Here is a 20,635-nt window from a genome sequence, read left to right on the forward strand (position 1 = left end):
AGCGCCTCGCGACGGCATCGAAACGGACGCGCGCCGCGAAGCGGGGAAACGGAAGCCGGTTCACCCGGAGGCGTCAATGGTCGTCGTGCGCTGGCTGCTGGTCGTCGAACTGCTGGGCGTCGCCTCCTGGCCGCTCTGCCTCGCCCTCTTCGGCCGCCTCCCCGACGGCGGTTTCGGCGTGGCGAGGCTGCTCGGCCTCCTTCTGGTCGGCTACGCGACCTGGCTCCCGGCCGGCGTGGGCCTCTTCCCGTTCGACGGCGCCTCGATCACCGCGGTCTTCCTCGTCTTCCTCTCCGCCTCCGCCCTCGCCGCCCGCGGCCGTCGCCGGGAACTGCGGCGCTTCATCTCCGAACGGAAGGGGATCCTCGTCTTCGAGGAGCTTTTGTTCCTCTCCGTCTTCGCCGCCGCCGTATTCATCCAGGCGTACAAGCCCGACATCACCCTCGCCGAGAAGGAGCCGGACATGATGTTTCTCCAGTCCGTGCTCAGGGGGGGGGCGATGCCGCCGGAGGATCTCTGGTTCGCCGGGGAGCCGGTCAACTACTACTATCTCGGCTACGCGCTTTTCGCCTGCCTCGTGCGCCTTGCCGCCGCGCGCCCCGAAATCGGCTTCAACCTCGCCGTCGCCACGGTGGTCCCGCTCGCCGCGCTCGGATCGTTCAGCCTGGCGTACAATCTCATCCGCCGCCGCGGGTGGGCGCTCCTCGCCCCGCTGTTCCTCCTCGGGCTCGGCAATCTCGACGCGCTCGTCCGCGCCGTCCGGGCCGGCGGGCTCGGGGGGAGGGACTGGTGGATCGAGATGTTCGCTCACGGCTCCCGGGAGATCCTCCCCGGCACCATCCACGAGTTCCCCGCCTTCAGTTTCCTGCTCGGCGATCTGCACCCGCACTATATGTTCATGGCGTTCTGTTTCCTTCCCCTCACGCTGCTCCTCGTCCTCATCAAGGGCGGGGATGCATGCGCGCCCCCTCCCCCCGCCGTTCGCGCCGGGCGCAGGGGCGGCACGGCGAGCCCGCCCCCCGCGCCTGAATCCGCCTCCCCGGGGCGGGCCGCGGCGCCGGGATGGGGGCTCCCCTCCCTCTTCCTCGCCTTCGCGCTCGGCGCCGTGTTCATGTTCCACACCTGGGACTATCCGACCTACGTCCTGCTCACGGTCCTCTGCGCGTGCGCCTTCCTGCGTTTGCGCCGTCGCGGCGCGCCGGTGTGGCCGACGGCGGCGTGGCTCCTGCTCGTCGTGGCCGTGAGCGTCGTCCTGTTCCTGCCGTTCCGCCTCCGGTTCGCGCCCGCCGCGAAGCCGAGCGTCGGCCTGGTCGCGCCCGCCTACCGCTCGGCGCTCGGGCCGTTCCTGACGGTCAACGGCCTCGCCGCGGCGGCCCTCCTCTCCCTCCTCGCCGCGGAGGCGGCCGTGGCCGCGCGGGCGAAAGAGGGGGGCGGCGGCCTGCGTCTTCTCCTCCCCGCCGTCGTGGCGGCGGCCGCAGCGTGGCTGCTCACCGGGACGGCGGTCGCGGGCCTCGCGGCGGGCGGCGCCGCCGCCGCGGCGGCGCTCGCCTTCCCGCGCTCCGGCCCGCCGCCGGAGCGCCGCTTCGTCCTCCTCCTGGCCCTCGTCTGTTTCGCCCTCTTCCTCGGCTGCGAGATCGTCTACCTCAAGGACTTCTACGGGGAGAGGTTGCAGCGGCAGAACACCGTCTTCAAATACTACTTCCAGGCCTGGATCCTCGCCTCGGTCGTTTTCGCCGCCGGGGGGTGCGGGGTCGCGGCGTCGCTTTCGGGGGCGTGGCGGGCTGCGTGGCGGGTCCTCCTCGCCGCCCTCGTCGTCCCGTCGCTCATCTACCCGGTGCTCGGGACCTGGCACCGGTGCGGGCGTTTCCGCGGCGGGGGGAGGGGGGCGGCCCCGTACCTGCCGACGCTCGACGGCGCCGCCTACATCAGGCACCTGTACCCGGGCGAGTACCGGGCGCTCGGTTGGGTGCGGGGCTGGGTGCCCCCCGGGGCGGTTGTTTTGGAGGCCACCGGCGACCCGTACAGCTTCCACGGAAGGGTCTCCACCTTCACCGGCCGTCCGACGGTGCTCGGCTGGGGGAACCAGGAGTCGCTCTGGCGCGACTGGAGCTGGAAGAAGATCACGGAGCGGAGCGGGGAGATCGCCCGCATCTACGGTGCGACCGTCAAGCGGGAGGCGCTGCCGCTGCTCCGGAAGCACCGCGTCTCCTACGTCTACGTCGGCACGCTGGAGCGGAAGAAGTACCCGCGGGCGGGTCTGGACGCCTTTGCCGGCGCGTTCCCGCTCGTCTACCGGGGGAGGGACGTGCTGATCTACCGCGTCCCGGGGGAGGGGGCCGCCTCGTGAACGCTTCCGTCCGCCTCTCCGTGGTGATCCCCGCCTACAACGAAGAGGAGCGGCTCGGGCCGACGCTCGGGCGGATCCTCGACTACCTGTCCGGGTGCGGGTACCCGTTCGAGATCATCGTGGTGGACGACGGCTCCACCGACGGGACCGCGGCGGTGGCGCGGCGCGTTTCGGAAACGCACCGATCCGTGCGGCTCGTCCCGAACGAGACGAACCGGGGCAAGGGGTACTCGGTCCGCCGGGGGGTGGAGGAGGCGCGAGGGGAGTACATCCTCTTCTCCGACGCCGACCTCTCGACCCCGATCGAGGAGCTGCGGCGGCTCTTCCCGCCCCTCCTCGAGGAAGGGTGCGATATCGCCATCGGGTCGCGGGCGGCCCGCGGTTCCGATGTGCGCGTCCACCAGCCCTGGTACCGCGAGCTGATGGGCAAGATATTCAACAAGATCGTCCGTCTCGTCGCCGTGCGGGGCCTGAGGGACACGCAGTGCGGCTTCAAGCTCTTCCGCGGCGCGGTCGCCCGGGAGCTCTTCGCCGCCCAGCGGGTCGAGGGCTTCTCGTTCGACGTGGAGACGCTCTACCTTGCGCGCAAGGCGGGCCGCCGCATCGCGGAGGTGCCGGTGACCTGGTACAATTCCCCCCGCAGCCGCGTGAGTATCGTGGGCGACCCGGCGCGGATGTTCCTCGACGTGCTGCGGATACGGCTCGACGACCTCAGGGGCCGGTACCGGCCGGGCGCCCCCCGGCGGAGGGAACGATCGTGACGCGGCACCGCGCGGCGCTCATCGCCGCCCTCGTTTTCGGCGCTGCGCTCCGTTTCTACGGCCTCGACTGGGGGAGGCCGAACATCTTCCACCCCGATGAGGCGCGCATCTCCTACGCGCTCGGCGACATCGACCGCCAGGTCAGGGAGATCGAGGCGCGCGCGGGGCGGGGCGAGGCGGTGACGCTTCTCGAGCGTCTCGACGCCCATAACCCGCACTTCTTCGCCTACGGTTCCCTCCCGCTGCTCATGATGCGCGGCGCGCAGCGCCTCTTCGCGCGCAGCGATCCGTTCCTGGTCGGGCGCGCCCTCTCGGCCGCCTTCGACACGCTCACCATCCTCCTCGTCTACCTGCTCGGCGCCCGCCTCTTCTCGCGGCGCGCCGGCTGCCTCGCCGCCCTCTTCTTCTCGTTCGCGGTCCTGCAGATTCAGCTCTCCCACCTGCTCACGGTGGATGTGATGCTCGCGAGCCTCGTCACCGCCTCGGTCTGGTTTTCGGCGCGGGTGATGGCGGAGGGGAGGTGCAGGGACTACGCCCTCGCGGCGGCCTCTGCCGGGCTGGCGCTCGCGACGAAGGTGACCGCCCTCCCCGTGCTGCTGCCGCTCCTCTTCGCCCACGGGGCGCTTCTCGTCCGGCGCGGCCGCCCCTTCTCGGCGGCCGGGTGGGCGAAGCTTTTCGCGGCTCTTCTCGTGACGGCGGCGGTCTTTGCGGCCGCGGAGCCGTTCTTCTTCCGCGATCACCGCGAGTTCATGCGTCAGCTCATCGAGCAGAAGAACATGGTCCGGGGGCACTGGGCCCCGCCGTGGACGCTCCAGTACGAGCACACCCTGAAAGGATTCTATCAGCTCAAGAACCTCCTCGCCTACGGCCTCGGGGTCCCGGCGGGCGCCCTCCTCCTTTTCGGCGCGGGGTTCCTCGTCGTTCGAACCGTCCGCCGGCCCGACCGCGGGGTGGTGCTCCTCCTCGCCTGGTTTGTGCCGGTGGCGGCGGCGACCGTCTCCTTCAAGGTGAAGTTCCTCCGCTATCTCGCCCCCCTCGTCCCGTTCCTCTGCGTGCTCGGCGCGGGCGGGATCTGCCTTCTCGTCGCCGAGGCGCGGCGCCCCCTCGTGCGGCGCCTGCTGGCGTTGGCGGCGGGGGCCGCGGTCGCCTTCTCCCTCTTCTACGCCGCCGCCTACACGAGCATCTACCGCAGCGAGGACACGCGCATCGAGGCGTCGAACTGGATCTACCGGAACGTCCCGCCCCGCTCCACCATCCTCGGCGAGACGTGGGAGTTCTGCGTCCTGCCGGCGCACACCCCCGCCGGGGACCCGGGGAGGTTGCGCTACACGGTCACCGCGCTCGACATCTACCGGCCCGACGACCGCGCCAAGGTCCGCCTCCTCGCCGCGCAACTCGCCAAGGGCGACGTCATCGCCCTCCCGACGAAGCGGATGTACGGATCGGTTTTGCGGGTGCCCGATCGGTACCCGTTCAGCGCCAACTACTACCGGCTCCTCTTCGAGGGGCGGCTCGGCTACACGCTCGTCAAGAGCTTCAGCTCCCGTCCGCGTCTGGCGGGGGTCGTCTTCAACGACGATTTCGCCGACGAGAGCTTCACCGTCTACGACCACCCGAAGGTCCTCATCTTCCGGAACACGGGGCGCTATTCCGCCGAGCGGATCGAGCGGCTGATCCGCGCCGAGCCGAAGAGGGACTGGTGGCCGGTGCTCGACGCGGCGCTCGCCGCGGACGAGACGAAACCGCCCTGGGGCGGGGCGGAGGCCGGCCCCGCGCCCCCCGACGCCGCCGCGGGGCGCCGGGGGGCCTGGGCGCTCCTCGCCTGGCTTTTCGCGGCGGAGGCGCTCGGTCTGATCGCCCTGCCGCTGGCCGCCTCCCTCCTCGGCGGGCTGAGGGACCGGGGCGGCGCGTTCGCCAAGACCCTGGGCATCGCCCTCGTCGGCTGGATCGTCTGGTTCTCCTCGAGCCTGCGGATCGCCCCGTTCTCGCTCCCGTCGATCCTCCTGGCCTGCGGCCTCGTGCTCCTCGCCTCGCTCGCGCTCGCCGGACGGGGGTGCGGCTGGCGCCGCTTCTCGGGGGGGGCGTACCGGGCGGCGCTCGCCTCCGAGGCGGTCTTTCTCGCCTCGTTTCTCCTCTTCGCCCTCTTCCGCCTGTACAACCCCGACATATTCTGGAGCGAGAGCTCAATGGACTTCTCGTTCATCAACTCGATCCTCCGCTCCCGCTATCTCCCCCCGATCGACCCGTGGGCATCCGGCGTCTTCCTGAACTACTACTACTACGGGCACTACCTTGTCGCGATGCTCGCGATGCTCGCCGGCGTCCCGTCGACCGTCGCCTATCCGCTCGCCTTCTGCCTGATCCCCGCCCTCGTGATCTCGTCCGTCTTCTCGATCGCGCTGACCCTCGCCGGGCGGATCCGGTGGGGGCTGGCGGGGGCCGCCGCGGCCGGTATCCTCGGAAACCTCGACGGCTTCTTCCTCCTGATCGACGGGTTCCGAGGGCGGGAGGCGTTCTACCGCCTCCTCCGCCTGAGGATGCCCACGGGGTTCGAGCATTCGTACCGGTTTTTCCGCTGCGCGCACGAGGTGATCCCGAACACGGTCCACGAGTTCCCGTTCTGGAGCTTCATCTTCGTCGATCTCCACGCGCACCTGATCGCCATGCCGTTCGTCCTCCTCCTCGTTGCCCGCGCGCTGGACCTCGTGCTGCGGCGCCGTCCACCCGACCCGCGCACCGGGGAGTCCGGCGCGGCGAATTTCGCCGCGACGGCGATCGCGTTCGGGACGCTCGTGCCGACGAACACCTGGGATTTCCCGACGCTCGGCGGCGTCCTCGCCCTCGCCCTCTTCCTGCGCGGGCTCATCCGGCGCCGGGAGGAGGCCCGCGGGGTCCCGCTCGCCGCCTACTCGATCTGGTGGGGCTGCGGGTTCGGCGGCCGCCTGATCCGTTCCCTGATGAGCGTTATGCGCCTCGAGGGGCCGGTCGGGAGGCCGCTCGGGGCGCTGCTCGACGCCTCCCGCTCGTTCCTCTTCCTCGCGGCGGCGGCGGTGGCGGCGTTTACGCCGTTTTTTCTCTGGTTCGGCCGCGAGGGGATGGGGATCGGCCTCGTGGGGGGGCTCACGACGCCCGCGGGGGCGCTGCTCCGCTTCTTCGGGCTCTTCCTGTCCCTGATCGCCGCGTACGTCGCGATGGAGCTTTTCCGGTTCATCGACGGGGGGCGCGGCCTCGTGCGGCGCTTCGCGTTCGTGCTCCTCCTCTTCCTCGCGGCGTGCCTGCCGTGGGCGGCCGCCGGGCGGACGGGCGCGCCGGACTACGCCTCCCTCTCCCTCGTCCTCCTGCTGCTCCTGCCCGGCTTCGTTGTCCTCTGGAGGAACCGGCGCGACGCAGGCGCGGTCTTCTCCCTCCTCCTGGTCCTCTACGGTTTGGCGATCGTGGCCGCCTGTGAGCTGTTCCACATACGCGACTTCCTCCAGGGCGGGGTCTGGAAGAGGATGAACACCATCTTCAAGTTCTACATCCCGGTATGGTTCTTCTTCTCCATCGGCGGCGCCTACATCCTGAGCCGCGTGGCGGCGCGCGGGCCGCAGCCGCCGGGCCGGATGGCGCGCCTGATCGGCCGCCTGACGCGAACGTCCTGGTGGACCGTCTTCTCCCTTCTCGTCGCGGCCTCGTCCGTCTTCACCGTGATGGGGCCCCGCGCGCGGACGACCGGGGACGACCTGTACCCGAGGACGGGGCTGGAACCGCCCGCCGCGGGCCGCGTCGGCTTCCCGCGCACCCTCCTGCCGCGCCTGCGGATCGACCCGACGCTGGACGGGCTCGCCTGGATGCGCGAGCGGCTCCCCGACGAGTGCGAGGCGGTCGAGTGGCTTCGCCGGAGCGTCGGCGGGCAGCCGGTGATCGCCGAGGCGACGCTCGAGGACTACCGGTACGAGTACGCGCGCATCAGCTCCAACACCGGACTCCCCGCGGTCCTCGGCTGGTGGAGCCATGTGGACCAGCGCGGCTACCCGTTCCGCGACATCCGCAGGAACGACGTCTCCGCCCTCTACCGCTCCGACGACCCCGAGGAGATCCGAACGCTCGCGGCCAAGTACGGCATCGACTACGTCTGCGTCGGCGCCACGGAGCGCCGCGCCTACACGCCGGCGCAGCTCGCCAAGTTCGACCGGATGCCGGGGCTGTTCAGGCCGGCGTTCAGGAACAAAACGGTCACCGTGTACCGCCTCGCGCGCGCGCCGGCGCCGGACGCCGGGGAGGCGCCCGCCGCGGCGGGTCCCGCCCCCGCTTCGACGGCGGCCCCGAAGGCCTCCCTCCGCGGCGCCGGGGAGGGGGAGGGGCCGGGCGAGTACAGGGAGCCGCGCGGGATCGCCGTGGACGTGAACGGCAACGTCTACGTGGCGGATTTCAGGAATGCGCGGATCCAGAGGTTCGGCCCCGACGGGCTCTTCATCGGGATGTGGGGGGAGGAGGGGGATCTCCCCGGGCAGTTCAAGGACCCGTGCGACGTCAAGGCGGACGCGAAGGGGGGGATCTGGGTTGCGGACACGTTCAACCACCGGATCCAGTCGTTCGTCGCCGACGGGACATTCGTCGCATCGTACGAGGGCGGGCTCTTCGCGCCGCGCGGGATCGCGGTGGACGGACGGGGGCGCGTCTGGGTCTCCGACACGGGCAACGGGGCGGTCAAGCTGTTCACGGCGCCCGGCGATCCGCCGCGTCTGATCGGAAGCAAAGGGACCGGGGACGGGGAGTTCGACATGCCCGTCGGGATCGCGGTGGACCGGGAGGGGCGGGTGTACGTGGCCGACGCGGGCAACCGGCGCGTCCAGGTGCTCGACCGGGAGGGGAACTACCTTCGCCAGTTCCCGGTCGACGGGTGGCGGGGCGGGGCCTTCAACGAGCCGTACCTCGCGCTGGACGGGCGCGGCGGCATCTACCTCACCGACCCCCTCGGGCACCGCGTCCTCAAATATTCGAGCCGGGGTGAGCTCCTCGGGACGCTCGAACCGTCCGAGGGGGGAAAACCGCTCCTCCAGTTCCCGATGGGGATCGCGGTCGGGAACGACGGCGCGACGGTGCTCCTGGTCGACTGCCGGAACCACATGGTGCGCTCCTTCGACGCGCGGGAGTTCCGCTGAGGCGGCGGCCTGCCGGCAGGGGACGCTACCGCTCCCGCGTCAGGCGTATGTCGTCGAACCAGGCGCACCCCTTCGAGGTCCCCCATCCGCCGATGTAGACGGCGAGCGGGTGGCGCTGGTCGTTCTCGATGCGGAACTTCATCTCCCGGTAGGTCCAGTCGTAGGTCCCCGCGGGCCAGACGAGGGATTTGTCCTCCATCCCCTCCAGCCCCACCAGGGCGCCCTTGCCCCCGGTGGAGAGGCGCTCGGCCTTCGCCCAGCCGCTCAAAAGGTAGGTGCGGCCGGCCTCCAGGAATACCTGCTGGACGACGCCCCCGTCGCCGCCCTCCGCGCTGCAGATCCTCAAACACCGTTTTCCCTCCCGGGACGGGGTCTCCTCCACGCGCGTCTCTACGGACGGCTTGAATGTCTTGGCGCTCCACCCCTCGGGCATCCCCTGGTTGTCCACGAGCTCGAAGCTGGGGTTCTGGAGCGTCGCCGGCCCGCCGGGGGAGGCAGCCTCCTCCACCGCCGGGCTCGGGGGGGCGCGGCGCGCCGGGGCGGGCCTGATCGCCCCCTTGTCCGTCTTCAGCACCTTGTAGAGGATGAGGTGGTCGGATTCGTACTCCACGCGGAACAGGGACGGCGGGACGGCGGAAAACCCGGCTTGTTTGAAGAGATTGTCCAGCCCGCGCCTGTTCAGAAGGAGGTAGTCGGCGCCCAGATGCCCGCTCAAGGTTGCGGCGGTCTGGAAATCCCTCGCCGCGAAGATCTCGTCCCTCGCCCGCATGATCTCGGCGTGGAACGGGGAATCGTTCACGTACTCCGGAACGATGTGCGAGACGGAGCCGCGGAAGGAGATCGTCGCGAGCATGGAGGCCAGGTAGTCGAGCGGTTCGTTCGGGGCGACGATGAAACTGTCGGGCGGGGTGTGGTCCCGGATCCAGACGAACTCCTCGTGAAGCGTGCACGGCATGGTCAGCGGTCTTGACCGGTGCCGCACCTCGTAGACGGTGCCGTAGAGCCCGATCGCCAGGCAGGCGAGGAGGGGGAGCAGGAGGCAGAGGCGCGCGCGGATCCCCCTGAACCGTTCCATGAACAGACAGCAGAACCGGCCGGTGAAGACGCTGAGGGAGATCTGGGCGGGGATGATGCAGCGCATCCCCCAGTCGTTCCAGAGCGCGGACTTCCGCACGCTGATCGCGGCGAACGGGATCAGCGCGGCGCAATACAGGAAGAGGGGGAGGAACGAGAACTCCTTCCGGCGGAGAGCCCAGCAGATCCCCGCGATCCCCAAAAGATAGGTGGCGCCGAACTCCAGCGGGTAGGCGACGAACCAGACCGTCGCGTACTGCCAGAAACGGCCGATCTTCAACTGCCATGCGTGCGGGTAAAACGGGGTCAGCGCGTTCGCCCCCGAGGCGGCCAGGATCTGATCGAGGGAGAGGAGGCCGCCGCAGACGGGAATCAGGATGACGAGGAGGGCCGGGGTCAGCCGGCCGCGGCGGGTAACGCCGATCAGGAGCTGCGCCGCTCCCGCCGCGAGCAGGAGCATCCCTCCGATGCCCGCGATGAAGAGACTGTACCCGACCATCGCCCTGAAGAGCACGGCGGCCAGCAGGGCGTACCTGTACCGGACCGAGGCCCCGGGCGCCTCCTGCATCTCCCGGGTCAGAACGGCGATCAGCAGAAGGACGGCGGCGCCGAACAGGTGCTGCGGGACCCAGATGAAAAGGGAGTAGAAGGTATTCACCAGCGGGAGCTCGCCCAGCATCCCCATCGTGCCGTTCCATCGGTCGATATGGTGGTGGTCGAGGATCCCGAAGTGGCGCAGCGGCAGGATATCGAGGCCGTAGGCGACGGTCATGCAGAGCAGCGCGATGAAGACGCCGCACCGGCACCGAAGATACGACCGGCTCACCAGGTACGCCATCCCGATGAACAGGAGGCTGGTGACGAGGATCTGGATCCCCCAGCAGGTCGGCAGGCCGAGCGCCCCCCCCGAGAGCGCCTGGAGCATGGCGACGGGCAGATGGTAGCCGAAGTAGTAGGTCAGCGTCTTCAGGGCGAAGAACGGGTTGGCGGGGGGGTACCCGGTCGAGAGGAGGGCGCCGGTGAAGGCGAGGTTCTTCTTGAAATCGCCGACCTCCGGCAGATAGGCGATCGCTTTCCCGAGGTGCGGAAAGAAGCAGCAGGCGTAGGGCAGGTAGACGGCGTAGAGGGTGCCCAGGCACAGGAGGCAGAGGGCGGCGCGCCACGGCGTCGGCCGCGGGAAGGAGATAGACGGGGGGGAGGGGGGGGAGGCGAGGAACAGCGCCCACGCCGCGGCGGCGAACGCGGCCAGGATCGACGACGGCGCGAACCCGAGGAGGGAGGCGGCGTAGTGCAGGAAGAGGGAGCTCAGGGCGAGGCTGGTTGTGGCGCAGACGATCGCGTTCCTGACGTTCATGACGGCGTAGTCGTCGCTCACCAGGCGCAGGGCGAGGAAGCCGAACAGGAAGGACGAGAGGGCGAAGAAGGAGAGCGCCGGGAAGAGATGCACCGCGCCCCAGACGACGAACGCCGCGCCGGCCGCGCGCGCGAGCGAGGAGCGCTTCATCGGGACTCGTCCTCCATGGACGGCTCCAGCGACGCGCGCGGGATCAGGAAGGAGCAGAACACCTCCCTTCCCCGGGCGTCGCGATGCCGTTCCAGGATCGCGTCGGGATGGTGGCGCCGCACCAGGCGCGTGACCGTCTCCCGCCGCGACGGGTCGGCGAGGATGAGGCAGGCGTCCTTGCCGTGGGATTCCTTCAGGGGGAGCGCGTCCTCAAGCCGCGTCTGCTTCAGCTCCCCCAGGAGGTGCGGGGTGATCTCGTGCCTGTGGCCCGGTACCAGCGCGCCGTGCCGGTGGACGATGTAGCTGTTCACGTTGAAGCCGGGCCCGTCGAAGTAGATGAAGTAGTTGTCCGCCATCCGGGCGGCATAGGCGTACGGCAGGGTGGTGGCCGCGTAGGTGTCCCACGGGTAGAAGCGCGCGGCCAGCACGTTCCAGTTCTCCCTGCCGAGGAGGAGGAGCGCCGCGGTGAAACAGATTGCCGCCGCGCGGCGGGAGAAGGCGCAGAACGTGCGGTCGAGCAGGGCCAGCGCGATTCCGGCGAAGATGAAGGTCATGACGGTCGCGCAGACGAGGCGCCTCTCGAACGGCCACGCGAGGAGGCCGGGGATCAGCCCCGCGAAGAAGGAGACGGTGACCATGTAGTAGGGAAGCTCCCGCAGCCGCGAGAGGCTGTACCCGAGCCCGACGAGGAAGAGGATGCCCACGGTGGGGCTGAGCAGCGGTACGTTCTCGTAGGGGCGCGGGGTGCCGTACGGGGCGGTGGACCGGTTCCAGGTCTGCAGCAGAAACGGGAGGTTCTTCTTGAACTCCGCCCAGTCCTTGACCGACGGGTCGACGGTGTAGCCGAGGTGCTTCTTGGTGAGGTAGTAGTCGGGCCAGCGCGCCCAGTCCTTCCCCAGCGGAACGAGGCTGACGGCGAGGAACGCCGCGGCCCCCAGCGCGAGGTGCGGGAGGCGGCGGCGGTAAAAGCCGGGGTCGGCCAGGAGGATGTAGGCGAGGATCAGGGCGACGGAGACGGGGACGGCCCTGAACGGGGGGTAGCCGAAGAAGCCGAGCGCAAGGCAGGCCCCGCAGAGAAGGAAATGATACCAGCGCCCGGTCCGGTACGAGAGGTACAGCAGCCAGAGCACCAGGAGCTGGAACTGCGGGGCGAGGCCGAGGCGCTCCGCGATCTTGCTGATCACGTTGTGCCAGAGCGAGAAGGAGAGGAGGAAGGTCGCCGCGATCGCGGGGTAGTCGCCGAAGAGCCGCCTCGTGAAGAAGAAAAGCACGACGAGCATCAGCATGCCGTTGACGAGCGAGACGGAGCGGAGGACGGGGATGGAGACGCCGAACAGCTTGAACGCCGCGGCCACGAGATAGAAGTAGAACGACTCCCTCAGATGGAAGAACGGGCGGTACGAAAGCGTCCCCTCGGCGATCTCGATCCCCACCCGCGCCTTCACCGATTCGTCGATGTCGAGGCCGGGGATGGCGTCGGCGTACCGGTAGAGGCGGAGGAAGAGGGAGAGCGCCATCAGGAGGGCGAAGACCCAGGGCAGGACCGCCCGGGGGATGGATCGGGGCGCCCCCCCCCCGCCGTCCGAGGCGGGGGCGCGCAAAAAGAGGAGCATCGTGGCGAGGACGGAGGCCGCGAGCAGCCAGGCGCCGAGGACCGGGTGCGACGACGCGGGCGGGTAGACGAGCGACTGGCCGACGGTGGCGCAGGCCAGGATGGCCGTAAGCAGGATCGGACGGGGGGAGGCCCTCCCGGAGCCCAGAAGCTGCACCCCCAGGAGAACGGCCTGGATGTACAGGAGCGTGTCAAACGGATGCGCAGGCAGACTCGGCATTGTCGAGCTCGCGGCGTATGCTACACTTACGCAGTACCATATCGGAAACGCCGCCGCCGCGCAACAACTACCCGGCCGTTCAACGTCGGGCGCCGCGGGCGGCGAAGGCGGGGGGGGGGGGCGACGGATGCGGCACAGGACGACCGCGGCGCTTCTCGTCGCGTGCGCCGCGCTGCTGGGGGCGGGGTTCGCCGTGCGGGCGCTGGTCCCGGTGGAAGGCCTGACCATCGACGAGGCCGACTACCTCTTCTCGACCTTCCGGTACCTCAACGGCGAGCCGCTCAAACTGCATATCATCAACGGCGGCCTGTCGCTGCGGGCGTTCGCCTTCGCCCCGATCGCCCGGCTCGTGTCCGAGCCGTACAAGATCAACAGGACGATCTGCGGCATCGAGGCCGCGCTGGGGCAGGCGGCGATCCTGTGCGCGGCGTTCCTGTTGTTCGGCGCCTACGGGCTGTGCGTCGCGGGCCTCACCCTGTGCGCCTCCCGGATCGGGCTCACCGCGCATATCTTCTGGCACGTCACCTGGCTCCTGCTCCCGATGGGGTTCTTCTTCTTGATCTTCGCCCACCTCTCCGAGTCGCCCCGGCCGGCCGGCAGGCGCGTGGCGTGTTGCTTCGCGATTTTGGGCGCGGCGATATTCTGGGCGGTCTTCACCTACGCGGGGGGGCGTTCGCTCATCCTCGCCGCCCCCTTGTTGGCCGCCTATCTCGTTGTGACCCGGAAAACAGGCGTCGGGACCGCGCTCGGCTCCCTCCTCCTCTGCGCCCTAACCGCCTGCGCGCTCGGATTCGCCTACGCCGGCCTCTGCGCGGACGGGGGCGCGACCTTCGCCGGCCGGCTGCGCGCGGTGGGCGACGTCTACTTCCGCCACACCGGATGGGGCAGGTACGTGCCGGTGTCCCGCTACCCGCACAACGCCGTCGCCCTGTACCGCCAGTTCTTCGATCCGGCGCAGAACGACTACGCCTCCCCCGCGAACGTGATGAGCCCCGTGCGGGCCTCGGCCCTCCCCCCGCACCTGGCGTTCCTGGCCGCGGCGGCGCTCTGCGCGATGCTCGTCGACCTCGGCCGGCTGCTGTGCATTCGTCCGGCGCCGGCGGAGGCGCGCCGCCGGTTCCTGCGCGACCTGTTCCTTCTGCTCTTATTCCTCGCCGGCGTCTCGCCGGCGATCATGAGCGACCAGCCGACGCTGAGGCGTTCCCTGATGGGGATTTCGGCGCTCGTGCTGCTCGGCGCGCGTCCGATCGTCACCGGGGACCGCTTCCCCCGCATGCGAAAGGCCTGCGCCTGCGCGACCGCGGGGCTGGTGCTCTGGTCGTCGCTGCGCGCGGGCGCCTCCCTGAGGAGCGAATACCTCGCCTACGTCCCGTACCACCGGGCGGGACCGACCCGGCGGATGCACGAGACGGTCAAATCGCTGACGGGACGGGAGGGGATCGACATCGTGTTCATCCCCGACAGCAACCCGTACAGGTTCTCCTGCTTCTACGGGGACCCGGCGTTCGCCGCCGCGCTCGACCGGAGGATCGTCGGCTGGGGGGAGATCGTTCGGCACGTGGCCGGCCGGGAGGGCCAAACCGTCGTGGGGATCATCTGCGAGAACAACGACCTGGCCGAGTTCGAGGAGCGATACGGCATCCCCGGCACAAACGGCTTCGCGCGCCACATAGGCAGGGAGATCGACTCGGGAAGGGGCGTCGCGGCGTGGAACGATTTCACCGTGGCGTGCTGGGGAGACCGGTGCGATCTCGTGGAGTCGCTCCTGCCGCGGCCGCGGTCGGACGCCCGGCTGCCTAACGTCCCCAACATATGATGAGCGCCCGTCGCGCGCTCCAGGGAGGGCACTGATGTCGATGCGCACCGAAGAGCCACACCCCCCGGCCTCGACCGCCGGATCGAAGACGCCGGGCGGCGCCTCGGCGGGGCGGGGGGTCGCCTTCCTCTCCCTCTCGAAGGGCTGGTTCATGGTCGCCGGCTACGCCGGCGTCTTCGGCCTCACCCGGCTCCTCCCGAAGGAGCAGTACGGCGTCTACGCGGTCGTGGCGGGCATCGTCTCGATCCTCGGCGACGTGCTGATCCGCGGGACGATACAGGCGGTTTCGCGCTTCGCCGCCGGGGATCCGTCGCGCGCGGAGTCCGTCAAACGGGCGGCGCTCAGGCTTCAGTGCCTCCTCGGGGGGGGCCTCTTCGCCGCCTACTACCTCCTCTCTCCCCTGATCGCCCGTTTTTTGCACGACCCCTCCCTCGTCGGCCCGCTCCGGGTCTCGTCGCTGATCGTGCTCTCCTACTCGTTCTACCCGGTCTACGTCGGTTTTCTGAACGGCCTGCGGAGATTTCTCCTCCAGGCGTCTCTGGACATGACCTTCTCCACGATGAAGCTTGGCCTGATGCTCGTGTTCGCCGCGGCCGGCTTCGGGGCGGCCGGGGCGCTCGGCGGCTTCGGCCTGGCCGCGTTCCTGATCCTCCTCGTCGCGATGGGATTCTCCCCCGCCGTGGCGCCGCGCGGCCGGTTCCCCCTCGCGCCGCTCTTCTCGTTCCAGCTCTTCATCGTCGTCTTCACGGTCCTGAGCAACCTGCTGCTCAAGACGGACCTGCTCCTCCTCAAGCGCCTCTCCTCCCCCGCGGAGGCCAACACGCTCGCCGCCTTCTACGCGGCCGCCCAGCAGCTCGCCTTCATTCCCTACCAGGCGATCGTCTCGGTCACCTTCGTCATCTTCCCGCTCGTTTCGGGCCTCACCGCGCTCGGGGACGCGGGGCGGGTGCGGGGGTATATACGGGAGGCGCTCCGGTACAGCCTGATGCTCACCGGTCTCATCGCGGTGCTCTTCTCCGCGAACGCCCCCGCGACCATACGCCTCCTCTTCCCCGCGGGATACGAGGCAGGCGCCGGGGCGCTCTCCGTGCTCGTCTTCGGCGTGGTCTTCTTCTCCCTCTTCCTCGTGGCGGCGACCGCCATCTCCGGGAGCGGCCGCCCCGGCCTCTCCGTCCTCGTCGGGCTGGGCACGCTCGCCCTCGACGTCCTGCTCAACGCCTGGCTGATCCCCGTGCACGGCATCCGCGGCGCGGCGGTCGCGACCACGCTCGCGATGGCGACGGGGATGTGCGCGGCCTGGGGCTGTCTGCGTCTGCGTTTCGGCCCCTGTCTCCCGATCCTATCCGCCGCGCGCGTGGCGGCCGCGGGGGCGGCGGTCTATTTTGCCTCGGGGCTGCTGCCCGCCTCGGGGATCTATCTCGCGGGCAGCTTCGCCGCGCTCGCCGCCCTGTACCTCCTCCTGCTTGTCGCCCTGCGGGAGCTCGGGGCCGCGGACCTCGCCCGGGTGAGGAAGGCGGCCGGGCTGGGGTGAGGGCAACCGGGGGATGCGCAGTTCGTCCCGCGCCCCCTGTTTCGCGCCCGCGGGCGTCTCCCCGGGCCGTCACGGGGTCGCGCTGCGCGCCCCGGAATGGCGGATAAGCAGGCGCTTTTGAATTTTGCACGACAACGGGGAAACTCCTGGTTGAATCCAGCCTTGCCGTGCGGTATCATGCCGCCATGAAGCTCTCCGTGGTGATCCCGGCCTACAACGAGATCTGCACCATCGTCGAGCTCCTCCGCAGGGTGAAGGCCGTCCCGATCGAAAAGCAGATCGTCGTCGTCGACGACTGCTCCATCGACGGGACGCGAGAGGAGCTCTCCCGCATCGCCGCGGCCGACCCCTCGATCACCCTCGTGTTGCACGACCGGAACCTCGGCAAGGGCGCGGCCCTGCGGACCGGCTTCAGGCACGCGACGGGGGATATCCTCATCGTGCAGGACGCCGACCTCGAATACTACCCCGAGGAGTACCCGAAGCTGATCGAACCGATCGTCGGCGGGAAGGCGGACGTGGTCTACGGCTCCCGCTTCCTCGGCACGCACCGCGTCTTCATGTTCTCCCACTACCTCGGCAACAAGCTGCTGAACCTCTGCACCAACATCCTCTACAACTGCATCTTCACCGACATGGAGACCTGCTACAAGGCGTTCCGCAGGGAGGTCCTGGAGGGGATGCGCCTCCGCTCCGACAGCTTCGGTTTCGAGCCGGAATTCACCGCCAACGTGATGAAGCGCGGCTACAAGGTCTACGAGGTCCCGATCTCGTACGACGGCAGGTCGTACACGGAGGGGAAGAAGATCACCTGGCGGGACGGCTTCGTCGCCCTCTGGTGGCTCATCCGCTGCCGTTTCGAGCCGCTCGACATCGGGCGGGAGACGCTTGTCAGGATGGAGAAGGTGCGGCGCTACAACGACTGGATCCACGAGCAGGTGCGCCCGTTCCTCGGGCGGCGCATCCTCGAGGCGGGAGCGGGGATCGGCAACATCACGCGCAAGCTCCTCGGCCGCGAGCTGGTGATCGCCTCCGACGTCTCGGAGGGCCACCTCCAGACGCTGCGCACCCGCTTCGTCGGGAGCCCCCGCCTGAGGATCATCCCGCTCGACCTCGACCGCTGCGGCGCGGACGCGCTCGCCGGCGAGAGGATCGACACCGTGCTCTGCCTCAACGTCCTCGAGCATGTCGGGGACGACGCCCGCGCCCTCCGGTTCTTCCGAGAGCTGCTCGTGCCCGGGGGGCGGCTCGTGCTCCTCGTCCCCGCCTGCCCGTCGCTCTACTCGAGGATCGACGCCGGGCTCGAGCACCACCGGCGCTACGGCCGCGCGGAGCTCTGCAGCAAAATGGAGGAGGCGGGTTTCCGCGTCGAGCGGATCGGGTTCCTCAACCTCCTCGGGGCGGTCGGGTGGTTCGTGAACGGGAAGATACTGAGAAGGAAAATGCTGCCGAAGAACCAGCTCGCCTTCTTCGACCTGCTCGTCCCGTTCCTCCGGTTCGAGCGGCGCCTGAGGATCCCGTTCGGCCTCTCCCTGCTGGCGGTGGGCAGGAAGGAGTAGCGAACCCGGATCCGGGGTTAGGGGTCCGCCTTCTTCCTCAGCACCAGGATCACAAATCCCGCGAACCGTCTGAGCGGCCCGTCGCAGCTCCGGCGCTCGAGCGCCTCCAGCGCCCTCCCCAGAAGCGGGACCCGCAGCAGGAACGGGAGGAGGGTCCATATCCGCACGCCCCGCACCGCCTCGATCCGGCACCCGGGAGGCGCCATCGAGAGGATCTCCCTCCACCCGTCGTAGCGGGTGTAGACCTCGCGGTCGGTCGTGTCGCGGGCGATCCGGCGCGCCCCCTTGAGGACCCGCACGAGGTGCCGGAGCGACAAACGGTTGTAGAACTCGGCCAACACGAGCCCGCCCGGGCGCGTGACGCGCGCCATCTCCTCCATCGCGCGGCGGATCTCCCGCACATGGGCGAGCACCTTGAACGAGTAGACCGCGTCGAAGCTGTCGTTTCGGAACGGCAGGGCGCACAGATCCGCCCGGGCGACCCTGAACCCGCGGGCGGCCGCCCGGCGCAGCATCCCCTGCGAAAGGTCCGCCCCGAACAGCTCCGCCCCCGCCCCGCCCAGCCGCTCGAGAATGAGGCCGGTGCCGCAGCCCGCCTCCAGCACGCGTCCCGCCGCGGCGTGCGGGAGGACTGTCTCCGTCTCGAGGGCGTCAATCATCGCGTGGTAGCCGCGGTCGCGCCCCCGTTCGTAGCCGTCGCTGAAGGCGTCGTAGTAGTCAGCGCTGCGCTTCATCCCTGAGCTCCCGGTAGAGGTTTCCGTACTCCGCGGCGGCGTGCCGTACGTCGAACCGCTCCCGCGCGAGCCGCCGCCCCTCCCCGCCCATCAGGCGCAGCCGGTCGCGGTCGCCGAGGATCTCGAGTATCGCGCGGGCGAGCGCCTCGGCGGAGCCCCGCGGCACGACCATCCCCGCGGGGCGCGAGAGGATCTCCCGGAGGGGGCCGAAATCGGAGAGGACGAGGGGCGTGCCCATCGCCAGGCAGATGAGCAGCGCGAGCGGGATGTCCATCTTGGCGTAGAGCGACGAGGCGGGGAAGACCGCGATGTCGGAGACCGCGACCAGGGCGGCGAAGTCCGGGACGTTGTTCACGATCGCCACCGCCCCGCGCGTCCCCGCCGCCTCGAGCTCTTCGATCATCCGCCGCTCGAACTCCCTGTCGTCGGGCACCTTGATCCGGCAGGCGAGGACGAACCGCGCCGCCGGCTGGCGCTTCAACACCGCGGGGATCGCCGCGATGAGGGCGGGGATCGCCCCCGAGAAGCGATAGTCGCCCGGGTAGAGGATGACCGGTCCCCCCGAGGCTCCGGCGAGCGCACGGGCGCGCCCGGCGGCGTCGGGCCCCGGCTCCGCGGGGAAGTCGATCCCCGGGTAGATCCGCCTGATGCCGCGCACCCCGCACGCCTCGAGCCGTTTCTTCGTGTGCTCCGAGTGGACGACGACTCGGTCCCCGAAGATGAGCGGGGCGACATCCACCCCCTCCTTCGGCTCGCTGGAGACGTTCTGGACGCAGGGCACCCGCCATCGGCGCCTGAGCAGCCGCGCGGCTGCGGAGCTTCTGGGGTTGGGGGCGAAGAAGAAGTGGAAGAGGGAGGGGCGCGGGCCCCGGAGGAGGAGACGCGCGAAGAGGCGGAGGTTCTCGGAGAGGGCGGGGGCGAACGACCCGGCGTCGCGGTAGATCGCCTCCTCCGCGGCGTGCGGCAGTCCGAGCGTCGTGTTGCGCGGAACGAAGACCCTGAACCGCTCGCCGGGAAGGTGGGTGACGATGTCGCGGGCGAGGTTCTTGCCGCTGTCGTTCCAGGGCGGGGCGAGCGGCTTGGAGACGATCGCGATCTCGCGGCCGCGGTCCGCCCGGGGGCTCCTGTTCATTCCGTCCTTTCAGTGCAGCGCCTGCATTCCCTCAATAACGCCGCGTACCGGTCCGCGACTGCGGCGACGGCATAGGGACGCGCGGAGAGGCGGGCGCCCTCCGAGAGCCGGTCGCACAGGGGGCGGTCTCCCCGGAGTCTCTCGACGGCCGTCCTGAGGGCCGCCTCGTCGCCCGGCGGCACGAGGAGGCCGTTCACCCCGTCCGCGACAAGCTCGCCGAGCCCCCCCGACGCGGCGGCGACGACCGGTTTCCCCGCGGCGAGCGCCTCGAGCACGCCGACCGGCATCCCCTCGGTCCTCACTCCCGCGAGCACGCGCGAGGGCGCCGCCACTATATCACAGAGGGCGAGCAAATCAAGCCTGCGCGCCCTGTCGACGAACCCCTCGAAGCGCATGTCGACGCCCAGACCGCGCGCGAGCCGTTCGATTTCCGCGCGGCACGGTCCGTCCCCCGCGGCGACGAGGAGGGTATCGGGGAGCCCCGCGAGCGCCCGCACGAGCAGGTCGAGCCCTTTGATCTCCACGAACCGCCCGGTGAAGAGGACGACGAATTTCTTGCCGATCCGTTCGCGCGCCCTGAGCGCCGCGCGCCCGCCGCGCGGAGAGAAGAACTCCTTGCACACGCCCATCGGGGCGAGGGGGATGTCGGCGGGCGCGCGCCCGAGCGGCGCCGCGATCCGGGAGCGGGTCGCCGCGCTCACCGCGGCGACCCGCGTCGTGGTTCCGAACGCCCCCCGGAGGAGGCGGAGCGTCATACCGGGGGGGGCGGAATGGGCTGTGACGAGATGGGGTTTGCCCAGGAGGCGCGCCGCCGTAGCCCCGGCGAACCCGGCGGGGAAAAGCCAGTGCGACCAGAGGAGGTCGCTCCGCCGCGCTTCCCGGATCGCCGCGGTGATCAAGGTCATGGCGAACGGGGGGATGAGGAGGCGACGAAGCGGGTGCAGGCGGAGGTTCTCCTCGATCCCAGCCCCGTAGGCGAGGCGCTGGAGACGGCGGGGGATGCAGTACGTGAACGGCGTCACGGCGATCCCGGGCTCTTCGGGAAGGCGCCTGGATGCGCGGTCCGCGGGGACCAGGACGGTGAAGGCGAATCCCCGAAAGACGAGCTCCCGGCAGAGGTCGCGGATGAAGGTGCCGGCGATATCCCCTTCGAAGCGCGGGTAGGAGGAGGTGAGGAGGCAGATGTGCATGGGACCTGTCT

Annotated in this window: 11 protein-coding genes; 6 read left to right on the forward strand and 5 right to left on the reverse strand. The window is 70.1% G+C overall.

Going from position 1 to position 20,635, the window contains the following annotated elements; genetic code table 11:
• The first annotated feature begins 76 nt into the window (after positions 1–76).
• Genes GXY35_11175 through GXY35_11185 form a run of 3 tightly spaced genes read left to right on the forward strand, consistent with a single transcriptional unit; the run spans position 77 to position 8,252 of the window.
• Positions 77–2,347 carry a hypothetical protein gene (locus tag GXY35_11175; protein ID NLW95137.1) on the forward strand — a complete coding sequence of 757 codons (2,271 nt, stop codon included), beginning with the start codon at positions 77–79 and terminating at the stop codon, positions 2,345–2,347.
• A complete protein-coding gene (locus GXY35_11180; GenBank protein NLW95138.1) occupies positions 2,344–3,108 on the forward strand; it encodes a glycosyltransferase family 2 protein in 765 nt (254 codons plus the stop codon). The genes GXY35_11175 and GXY35_11180 overlap by 4 nt, the downstream gene beginning before the upstream one ends.
• A complete protein-coding gene (locus GXY35_11185; GenBank protein NLW95139.1) occupies positions 3,105–8,252 on the forward strand; it encodes a hypothetical protein in 5,148 nt (1,715 codons plus the stop codon). The genes GXY35_11180 and GXY35_11185 overlap by 4 nt, the downstream gene beginning before the upstream one ends.
• Before the next feature lie 25 nt (positions 8,253–8,277).
• Here GXY35_11185 and GXY35_11190 read toward each other — a convergent pair whose 3' ends face one another.
• Entirely contained in the window at positions 8,278–10,830 is a 2,553-nt protein-coding gene (locus GXY35_11190; GenBank protein ID NLW95140.1) for a hypothetical protein, read from the reverse strand.
• Complete coding sequence (locus tag GXY35_11195; protein ID NLW95141.1) at positions 10,827–12,662, reverse strand: glycosyltransferase family 39 protein; 1,836 nt, start codon at positions 12,660–12,662, stop codon at positions 10,827–10,829. The genes GXY35_11190 and GXY35_11195 overlap by 4 nt, the downstream gene beginning before the upstream one ends.
• Positions 12,663–12,789: 127 nt before the next feature.
• Between GXY35_11195 and GXY35_11200 the strand changes: the two genes are divergently transcribed.
• The 3 genes from GXY35_11200 to GXY35_11210 all read left to right on the forward strand — a co-directional run bounded on the left by GXY35_11200 (position 12,790) and on the right by GXY35_11210 (position 17,568).
• Positions 12,790–14,478 carry a hypothetical protein gene (locus tag GXY35_11200; protein ID NLW95142.1) on the forward strand — a complete coding sequence of 563 codons (1,689 nt, stop codon included), beginning with the start codon at positions 12,790–12,792 and terminating at the stop codon, positions 14,476–14,478.
• Between the two features lie 34 nt (positions 14,479–14,512).
• Complete coding sequence (locus tag GXY35_11205; protein ID NLW95143.1) at positions 14,513–16,009, forward strand: oligosaccharide flippase family protein; 1,497 nt, start codon at positions 14,513–14,515, stop codon at positions 16,007–16,009.
• A 185-nt stretch (positions 16,010–16,194) separates the two neighbouring features.
• The gene (locus GXY35_11210; GenBank protein NLW95144.1) at positions 16,195–17,568 is read left to right on the forward strand and encodes a glycosyltransferase; all 1,374 of its coding nucleotides are present in this window, start codon (positions 16,195–16,197) and stop codon (positions 17,566–17,568) included.
• Positions 17,569–17,585: 17 nt separating this feature from the next.
• On the opposite strand, the gene GXY35_11215 is transcribed toward GXY35_11210, so the two are convergent.
• The 3 genes from GXY35_11215 to GXY35_11225 are packed head-to-tail and all read right to left on the reverse strand — an operon-like array spanning position 17,586 to position 20,624.
• Positions 17,586–18,302 carry a class I SAM-dependent methyltransferase gene (locus GXY35_11215; protein ID NLW95145.1) on the reverse strand — a complete coding sequence of 239 codons (717 nt, stop codon included), beginning with the start codon at positions 18,300–18,302 and terminating at the stop codon, positions 17,586–17,588.
• Positions 18,286–19,434 (reverse strand): glycosyltransferase family 4 protein, encoded by a 1,149-nt coding sequence (locus GXY35_11220; GenBank protein ID NLW95146.1) that lies wholly within the window; start codon positions 19,432–19,434, stop codon positions 18,286–18,288. Before GXY35_11220 ends, GXY35_11215 begins: the two co-directional genes overlap by 17 nt.
• The gene (locus tag GXY35_11225) at positions 19,431–20,624 is read right to left on the reverse strand and encodes a glycosyltransferase family 4 protein (GenBank protein ID NLW95147.1); all 1,194 of its coding nucleotides are present in this window, start codon (positions 20,622–20,624) and stop codon (positions 19,431–19,433) included. Before GXY35_11225 ends, GXY35_11220 begins: the two co-directional genes overlap by 4 nt.
• Between the last annotated feature and the right edge of the window lie 11 nt (positions 20,625–20,635).

It is taken from the genome of Chlamydiota bacterium, assembly GCA_012729785.1.
Lineage (GTDB): Bacteria > Auribacterota > Tritonobacteria > UBA1439 > UBA1439 > UBA1439.